Here is an 8530-nt window from a genome sequence, read left to right on the forward strand (position 1 = left end):
GGACCAGCGAGACCAGCCCGGCGCCGGCTGCGATGGCGGCGCCGAGCAGCAGCACAACGAAGACGGCCGCCGGTTGATCGTTCTCAGACATTGCGCATGGCGTCCAAACGGACGTCGGTCTTGCAGCGGGCTGCGTCCGGGACGCAGGTCATGGCAGAGCCATGGAAGCCGGTCCGATCAGGGGACCGGCGTCCCGCGGCACCTTACCCGATTTCGGCGGCGGCCCGAGCGCAGCCCACGGTGTGCTTGCGTGCATGGAAGCAAGCGACATTCACTTTACGTGAATGCGGCATCTCACCGAAAGCGGCGTGTCGAGGCTGCTGTCTCAGTAAAGAAGGATCAGCCGGCGCCGGACTCATCGCCATCGGGCAATGGACCCGCATCGTACTTGCCTTGGGTGTCAGCTACGTGCAGGATCACGTCCCGCCCGCGCTCATCCGTCTTGCGGTAACGCTGGATGAGCTGCCATTCGTCCTCTGACAGCGGCGAGGTGTCGTCAAGGCACAGCAGGTATGCGGGCGTGATGCCGTCAAGTGCCTCGGAGAGCTCTTGTGCTTCTTCGATGCCCATGCGACGGATGCCCTGCTCGTAGTTGCTGATGCGCGACTTCGAGAGGGTTCGGGTCCGCGACGCGAGCTCCGATAGGCTGTATTTATGGGCCAGGCGCGCAGCCCTCAGGCGCTGGCCGATCTGTTTGTTCAGTGTCATTCCATTAGATTAACTAATGCGGATAGGGTATTGGTACACGTCAGGCACGGAACTTGCGTCATTGACCTGCCGGTCTGCACACTTATTGTGCCTCCAGCCAGTCGAAACCTGTCTTTGAGGGCCTGATGGCCAGTTTTGGCCCGTCACGGCCCGCCGCGCAGGCGTCGGCAAAATCCCGCGCCTGGCCTGTAGACCATTCCCCGCTCCGGTTCAAGTGCAAAGGCTTTCAGCACCGGGCCCGGTGCACACGGCAGCTGCCGGTGCCGCACCCTGCGCTCCGCCGGCCGCGCCGCCTGCGGCCGTCAGGGCCTCGAATCCCGCAGTGGCCAAGAAAGCACACCTCGGTTACGGGGGAGCTTGCGCCAAGGTCCACGCTCAGCCCATCAGGCCGTCCCCTAGATCACCCTCGCCCCGGCGCTGACGCCCCACCCGATCCCGCGGCTCGCCGGGATAGACCAGATCCATGACCTCCTGAAACCGCTTGGTCTGCGGCGACAGAAACTTGCCCCGGCGCAGCACGATGCCGTAGCTGCGCTTCGGGAAGTACTGCTCCAGCGGCACGCGGCCAAGCCGCTCTCGACCGGTGAGACACAGATCGGTGACGATGGAGACGCCGAGACCCAGCTCCACGTACTTCTTGATGACCTCCCAGCCGCCGGCCTCCAGGGTTACCTTGTAGTCCAGCTCCTGCTGGCGGAACATCAGGTCCACCATGCGCCAGGTGCTGAGGTGCCGCGGCGGCAGGATGAGCCCGTGCTCGGCGATCTCGGCGAGCGTCACGTCCTGTTTGTCGGCGAGTGGGTGGCCCGCCGGCGTAATGAGGGTCGGCGTGTAGGTGACCACCGGACGGTAGGTGATGTCGTCCGGCACCTCCAGCATCGAGCCCACCGCCATGTCCACCGCATCCGCCCGCAGCATCTCCAGGCCGTCGCGCCCGGTGACGTTGTGCAGCCGTAGGTCGATACCCGGATACTGGCCGACGAAACGACGCACGGACTCCGGGAGGATGTACAGGATGGTGGCCTCGCCGGCGGCGATGTCCAGGCTGCCTTGGTCCACCCGTCCGCAGTGCACGGCAAAGGTCTCGTGCAGCTTGTCCATGCCCTCCACCAAGGGCTGCGCCAGCTCATAGAGCAGCTCTCCCTCGGGCGTGAGCCGGATTTTGGGCCCACGACGCTCGAACAGCACGGTGTCCAGCTCCCGCTCCAGCGCCTGGATCTGCAACGACACCGTCGGCTGGCTCAGGAAGATCTTCTCCGCCGCCGCACTGACGCTGCCGGTGCGCGCCGCGTGGCAGAAGGCGCGTAATTGCTTCAGCCGGTTCTGCTTGTAGTGGATCTGCTGCGGGGTGGCCATGGGCGCGACCTCCGTCGATCATTATTGTGTCAGCACAGGACGCTCCTGACGCCGGCGAGCCGTGAGTGTAGTCCAACGTCGACTCGGGGCGGCAGCAGCCGGGGATCCAGCGCCGGGCTCCGGCAGATTGCATGCGCGGCTCGGCCGCGCCGGGGCGGGCTCAGTCCCGGTCAAGGTCCGCAAGAATGTTGCGGGCGACCCGGCGCTGGTCCGCGTCGCCCTCTTCCAGTACCAGATACAGCAGCGTGCGGGCGGAGGCCATGTCGCCATCGGCCCGACGCTCATTGGCGCTGCGGATCAGCTCCTCGATCCGGGCCTGTGCGGGGTTCGTCGCTGCAACCCCCGGGGAGGCGGGCTTGGGCGGCGCCGCCTCGGCGTCCGCGGCCTCCTCGGCCTCGATGGCATCGAGCTCAGCCTCCATCTCCGCGTCTGTCATCGGTCGATAGCGGCCGGGCTCATCCAGGTCTCCGCCGTCGATCTCGCGGCCCACCTCAGTGCCGCCGCCCGGCGCCACCGGCGTCGGGCGGCCGCTGCCGTAACCGGGGCCTGGGGCGCTGCCGCCGCCCTCGGGAGACGGGCTCGCTCCGCCCGCGGGGCGACGGTGCTCGAACCAGCGGGAGAAAAAGATGCCGGCCTCGAACAGGAGCCACATGGGGATGGCGAGCAGCGTCTGGCTGATGACGTCCGGCGGCGTCAGCAGCATGCCGGCGACGAACACGCCGACGATGACGTAGGGACGCTTTTGTGCAAGTGCCTTGGGCGTGGTGGCACCCACGGCCACCAGCAGGATGGTGGCGATGGGAATCTCGAAGGCGATGCCGAAGGCGAAGAAAAGCTTCAGCACGAACTCCAGGTAGAAGGCGATGTCCGGCATCTGCGCCACGCCATCGGGCGTCACCGCCGTGAAGAAACGGAACACCAGCGGGAAGACCACGAAGTACGCGAACGCCATGCCCAGGTAGAAGAGCACGATGCTGGAGGAGACCAGCGGCAGCGCGAGGCGCTTTTCGTGCGTATACAGCCCGGGCGCGACAAAGGCCCAGAACTGGTACAGCAGGTAGGGCATGGCCACGAACACCGCCACCACCAGGGCGAGCTTGAACGGCGTCAGGAAGGGCGATGCCACCTGGGTGGCGATCATCTGCGAGCCCTCGGGCAGCTGGGCGCGGATGGGCTCGGCGACGAAGGTGTAGATCTCGTTGGCGAACGGGAACAACAGCAGGAAGACCACCGCGATGGCGATCACCATACGCAACAGCCTGTCGCGCAGCTCCACCAGGTGCGACATGAACGGCTGCTCGCCGCCGAGACCGTCGTCGGTTTGGTCCTGGTGATGCTGGGGGGTCATGGGGCTGCCTCAGCGCCGCGCTGACGGCGCTTGAATGAACAGGGTGCTGCTGGTGAGGGCGCTGTCTGCGCGCCGGCGTGGCGGTTTGCGGCTGCCGGGATGCTCACGGGGGATGGCGATGTTGCCGGCGCGGCTCAGGGCGGGTCCCCGCTGTGTCCGGACGCATCCGCGCCCGCGCTGCGACCGCGCTGGTCGCTGTCGGCGCCGCTGCGCGCCCGCTGTCGCTTGTCGTCCCGAACGCTGCCGTCTTCTTCGATGATCTGCTCCAGCGGATTGGACGCCGCCTGCTTGCGCAGGATCTCCTTCAGCTCCTCGGCCTTGATCTCCCGGTCGATCTCATCCTTCACCGACATGAAGGCCCGACGCGCACGCCCCGCCCAGAGACCGGCGGTGCGTGCGAGCTTCGGCAGGCGCTCCGGACCCACCACCAGCAGGGCCACGATGCCGATCAGGATCAGCTCCAGGGCGCCGATATCGAACATGGCGGCGGGTCAGCTCCGAGCGCGGGGAAAAGCGGGGATCATATCGGGAAACGAATGCGGCCTGCGTCAGACCTTGGACTTGTCCGCGCCGGGCTGGGTGCCGGCGGTGTCACCGCCGGTGTCCGCACCCATGTCGGTCTCCGCCGTGCGCTCGGCCTTGGCGTCTTCGAGCTTCCTGGATTCCTCGTCGTCACCCTTGCCGGCGTCGCTCATGGCCGAGCGGAAGCCCTTGACGGCCCCGCCGAGATCCGAGCCGATGTTGCGCAGCCGCTTGGTGCCGAACAACAGCAGCACGATCACCAAGACGATCAACAGCTGCCAGATACTGATGCCACCCATGCCCATATTGACCTCCGAGCCCGCCTGCATCGGGCGAGCCTTGAACGTTTAGGAAAGCCGGCCCGCCCCGGCTCGGGGCGGCGACTGCTCCCGGGCGATATGCGGGCGACGCCGCCCCGGGGAAAGACGCCGGATCATACCGTATTCGCGGTGGATGATGGGGCTCGGCGCCGGTACCGGCGCCGGCGGCGGGGGCCATTGCATCAGCCGCCGCGGCGTGCCTTCTCCTCGAGTCCGGACAGGCCGAAGCGGCGGTCCAGCTCCGCGAGCACCTGCTCCGGGCGCAGGCCCTGCTGGCACAGCAGCACCAAGGTGTGAAACCACAGGTCGGCCACCTCGCAGACGAGCCGCTCCGGCACACCGTCCTTGGCGGCCATCACCGTCTCGGTGGCCTCCTCGCCCACCTTCTTCAGGATGGCGTCGAGCCCCTTGGCGTAGAGCTTCGCAACGTAGGACGACTCGGGGTCGGCCGCCTTACGCGCTTCCAGCACCTCGGCGAGGCGCATCAGGACATCGGACATGGAGATTCTCCAGGGGTGCAGGCAGGTCTGATGTGATCGCAGCAGCAGCGCGCTTAGGCTTCGGCCCGCGGGGGCGGTGTGGTGACAGCCGGGCGGGACAGCGTCAGAAGGTGTCGATGTGCACCCTGTAGACGCCGCCGATGACGACCAGCTCGTCCTCGCCCTTCAGCATGCCGGGAAGCAGCCCGTTGTAGAAGCAGATCTTGGGCAGCGGCACCTCGGCGGTGAGGATGTAGTCGCCGAACTCGTCGGCACGCTCGCGGTCGCTGGTGAAGCTGTTCAGGTTGTTGAGCAGCACCTGACAGCTGCCGTCCGCATCACGCGCCAGCACCTCGTGCTCGTCGATGCGGTTGCTGCCGCGGTAGAGCGTCAGGTGGGTCTCCTCCGGGTGCTGACGCGTCAGCTCGTACTGGCAATAGGTGTAGAGCAGGTCGAGCTGCGCCTCCAAGGCGTTGGTTGCGTACAGCCCGTGACTGCCCGCGGCAAGGTATTGGTAGTACGCCTCGCTGTCGCGCCCGTCCAGCGGACCCGCGTGGTGGCGCGCGAGGAGGCCGAAACGGCTCTCCACCCAGTGCTTCAGCACCGCGCCCTCGCGCCCGTCCGAGTCGAAGGACCAGCCGCGCACCATGCGCAGGTAGTTGGCATTGCGGCGCGACTTGCGCACCCGCCCGGGCGACAGGCCCGCCTCCTCGAGGTCGTCGAGGCAGAAGTGCACGGCCATGTAGTCCACGAACAGGGCCGCCCGCTCGCGGTGGGAGCCCACCGGTGCCAGGAGGCTGAACAGGTCCTGGTGGAAATTGCGCACACCGTCCAGCTCCAACGGCGCCGGGTGCAACTGGTAGGTGAGGCCGCCCAGGATCACGGCGGGCAGATTGCAGCGGTTGAGCGGCAGCCGGGCGTGGCGGGGGAGGGTTGTTGTCATTTATGTCGGTTATGCCTCAGGGGCGATTCGGTTCCGCTCGGGCGCGTTTAAGGCAGCCTGTGAAGTGAAGTACGGCGTACGGGGTACGGCGGTCGCCGGCCCAGCCTCCCAGCCGCAGATCGGGCGCCGCCGGCGAGATGCTGAGCCGACCGTTGGCCTGGCTGGCCACGGAGCACACTGCACTCCGACGCCGCAGCGTGCTGCGCGCCCGCGCCGCGCCGAACCCGCTGCGTACTTCGTACTTCCCACTTCGTACTTCGCACCTCCCAACCATGTTGCCACACCCACAAAGCTTAGGTCTTTGTCGGCTATCCGACCAAGCGACGAGACCCATGCCGCCCCCTCTAAAGCCCATACAATCAGCATCTTGCGATCACCCTGCCATCCTGGCACGGCGTCTGCTTTACCCCGGGCACAGCCAACTTCATCCACCGCCCCGCACGGGGCGACACAACCGGGAGACAGACCCATGGCACTGCGTCAATGCGCCATCTACGGTAAGGGCGGCATCGGTAAGTCCACGACCACCCAGAACCTCGTGTCCGGCCTCGCCGAGCTCGGCAAGAAGGTCATGATCGTCGGCTGCGACCCGAAGGCCGACTCCACGCGCCTGATCCTCCACGCCAAGGCGCAGGAGACCATTATGCACCTGGCCGCCGATGCCGGCTCGGTGGAAGACCTGGAGCTGGAAGACGTGCTGCGCGTCGGCTACGCCGGCATCAAGTGCGTCGAGTCCGGCGGCCCGGAGCCGGGTGTGGGCTGCGCGGGCCGCGGCGTCATCACCGCCATCAACTTCCTGGAAGAGGAAGGGGCCTACGACGAGGAGCTCGACTTCGTCTTCTACGACGTGCTGGGCGACGTGGTGTGCGGCGGCTTCGCCATGCCGATTCGCGAGAACAAGGCGCAGGAGATCTACATCGTCGTCTCCGGCGAGATGATGGCCATGTACGCGGCCAATAACATCTCCAAGGGCATCGTCAAGTACGCCAGCTCCGGCGGCGTGCGCCTGGCCGGCCTCATCTGCAACAGCCGCAACACCGCCCGCGAGGACGAGCTGATCATGGAGCTGGCCCGCCAGCTCGGCACCCAGATGATCCACTTCGTGCCCCGCGACAACGTCGTGCAGCGCGCCGAGATCCGTCGCATGACGGTCATCGAGTATGACCCGAAGGCCAAGCAGGCGGACGAGTACCGCACGCTGGCGCAGAAGATCATCGACAACACGAACTTCGTCATCCCGACGCCGATCTCCATGGATGCCCTCGAGGATCTGCTGATGGACTTCGGCCTCATGGACGAAGAGGACGAGAGCATTGTCGGCAAGACCGCCGACGAAGAGGCCGTCGCCTAACGGGCATCGCACCTGCACCGGCGGCCGTCGCCGACGGCGGGCCGGTCTCCGGGGCGCGGCCCCCACCCCTCTCCCCTTTTCCCTCTCCCGGAGGGGAGAGGGGCCCACTGGTTCTTCACCGAGCGACCGTCCGCGGATTGGCGGCGGCGCCGACACGAGGAAAGCCGACATGGCAGCAATGACCCGCGAAGAGACCCAGGCCCTCATCCAGGAGGTCCTCGAGGTCTATCCCGAGAAGGCGAAGAAAGACCGCGCCAAGCACCTGGCCGTGAACGACCAGAGCGTGGAGCAGTCAAAGAAGTGCATCACCTCCAACCGCAAGTCACAGCCCGGTGTCATGACCATCCGCGGCTGTGCCTACGCCGGCTCCAAGGGCGTGGTCTGGGGTCCCATCAAGGACATGATCCACATCTCCCACGGCCCTGTGGGCTGCGGCCAGTACTCCCGTGCCGGTCGGCGCAACTACTACGTCGGTTGGACCGGCGTCAACACCTTCGGCACGATGAACTTCACCTCCGACTTCCAGGAGAAGGACATCGTCTTCGGCGGCGACAAGAAGCTCGACAAGATTGTCGACGAGATCAACCAGCTCTTCCCGCTGGCCAAGGGCATGTCCGTCCAGTCCGAGTGCCCCATCGGCCTCATCGGTGACGACATCGAGTCGGTGTCGAAGAAGAAGACCAAGGAGCTTGCGAAGCCCGTGGTCCCGGTGCGCTGCGAGGGCTTCCGCGGTGTCTCCCAGTCGCTCGGCCATCACATCGCCAACGACTCCATCCGCGACCACGTGCTGCACAACCGCGACACCGACAGCAGCTTCGAGAGCACGCCCTATGATGTCGCCATCATCGGCGATTACAACATCGGCGGCGACGCCTGGTCCTCGCGCATCCTGCTGGAGGAAATGGGCCTGCGCGTGGTGGCCCAGTGGTCCGGCGACGGCACGCTCAGCGAAATGGAGCTGACCCCCAAGGTCAAGCTGAATCTCATCCACTGCTACCGGTCGATGAACTACATCAGCCGGCACATGGAAGAGAAGTACGGCATTCCGTGGATGGAGTACAACCTGTTCGGCCCCACCAAGATCGCCGAGAGCCTGCGCGCCATCGCTGAGCGCTTCGACGACAAGATCAAGGAAGGCGCCGAGCGCGTCATCGCCAAGTACCAGGCCGAGTACGACGCGGTCATTGCCAAGTACCGTCCGCGGCTCGAAGGCAAGAAGGTCATGCTCTACGTCGGAGGCCTGCGCCCGCGTCACATCATCGGCGCCTACGAAGACCTCGGCATGGAAGTGGTCGGCACGGGCTACGAGTTCGCGCACAACGACGACTACGACCGCACCATGAAGGAAATGGGCAACGCCACGCTGCTCTATGACGATGTCACCGGCTATGAGTTCGAGGAGTTCGTCAAGCGCGTGAAGCCTGACCTCATCGGCTCCGGCATCAAAGAGAAGTACATCTTCCAGAAGATGGGTGTGCCGTTCCGGCAGATGCACTCCTGGGA

At 66.1% G+C, this 8530-nt stretch carries 9 protein-coding genes; 2 read left to right on the forward strand and 7 right to left on the reverse strand.

Annotated elements, in window-relative coordinates:
• Positions 1-339 precede the first annotated feature (339 nt).
• From QZ607_RS22035 to QZ607_RS22065, 7 genes are all read right to left on the reverse strand, one after another.
• Positions 340-708 (reverse strand): helix-turn-helix transcriptional regulator, encoded by a 369-nt coding sequence (locus QZ607_RS22035; RefSeq protein ID WP_295887262.1) that lies wholly within the window; start codon positions 706-708, stop codon positions 340-342.
• A 375-nt stretch (positions 709-1083) separates the two neighbouring features.
• Positions 1084-2064 (reverse strand): LysR family transcriptional regulator, encoded by a 981-nt coding sequence (locus tag QZ607_RS22040; RefSeq protein ID WP_295887265.1) that lies wholly within the window; start codon positions 2062-2064, stop codon positions 1084-1086.
• A gap of 160 nt (positions 2065-2224) precedes the next feature.
• A complete protein-coding gene (gene tatC, locus QZ607_RS22045; RefSeq protein ID WP_295887268.1) occupies positions 2225-3412 on the reverse strand; it encodes a twin-arginine translocase subunit TatC in 1188 nt (395 codons plus the stop codon).
• A 134-nt stretch (positions 3413-3546) separates the two neighbouring features.
• On the reverse strand, positions 3547-3894 hold the full coding sequence (gene tatB / locus QZ607_RS22050) for a Sec-independent protein translocase protein TatB (protein ID WP_295887271.1): 348 nt from the start codon (positions 3892-3894) through the stop codon (positions 3547-3549).
• 66 nt (positions 3895-3960) lie between these two features.
• The gene (gene tatA, locus QZ607_RS22055; protein ID WP_295887288.1) at positions 3961-4239 is read right to left on the reverse strand and encodes a Sec-independent protein translocase subunit TatA; all 279 of its coding nucleotides are present in this window, start codon (positions 4237-4239) and stop codon (positions 3961-3963) included.
• Between the two features lie 197 nt (positions 4240-4436).
• The gene (locus QZ607_RS22060; protein ID WP_295887276.1) at positions 4437-4754 is read right to left on the reverse strand and encodes a phosphoribosyl-ATP diphosphatase; all 318 of its coding nucleotides are present in this window, start codon (positions 4752-4754) and stop codon (positions 4437-4439) included.
• Positions 4755-4857: 103 nt separating this feature from the next.
• Positions 4858-5676, reverse strand: coding sequence for an NAD(+)--dinitrogen-reductase ADP-D-ribosyltransferase (locus QZ607_RS22065; RefSeq protein ID WP_295887278.1), 819 nt, complete (start codon positions 5674-5676; stop codon positions 4858-4860).
• A 469-nt stretch (positions 5677-6145) separates the two neighbouring features.
• On the opposite strand from QZ607_RS22065, the gene nifH reads away from it, so the two are divergent.
• Positions 6146-7027: a nitrogenase iron protein gene (gene nifH, locus QZ607_RS22070; RefSeq protein ID WP_295887280.1), complete on the forward strand. Its 882-nt coding sequence runs from the start codon at positions 6146-6148 to the stop codon at positions 7025-7027.
• Between the two features lie 169 nt (positions 7028-7196).
• A partial coding sequence (gene nifD, locus QZ607_RS22075) for a nitrogenase molybdenum-iron protein alpha chain (protein WP_295887283.1) occupies positions 7197-8530 on the forward strand: 1334 nt, incomplete at its 3' end.

The organism is uncultured Thiohalocapsa sp. (assembly GCF_913063425.1).
GTDB lineage: Bacteria > Pseudomonadota > Gammaproteobacteria > Chromatiales > Chromatiaceae > Thiohalocapsa.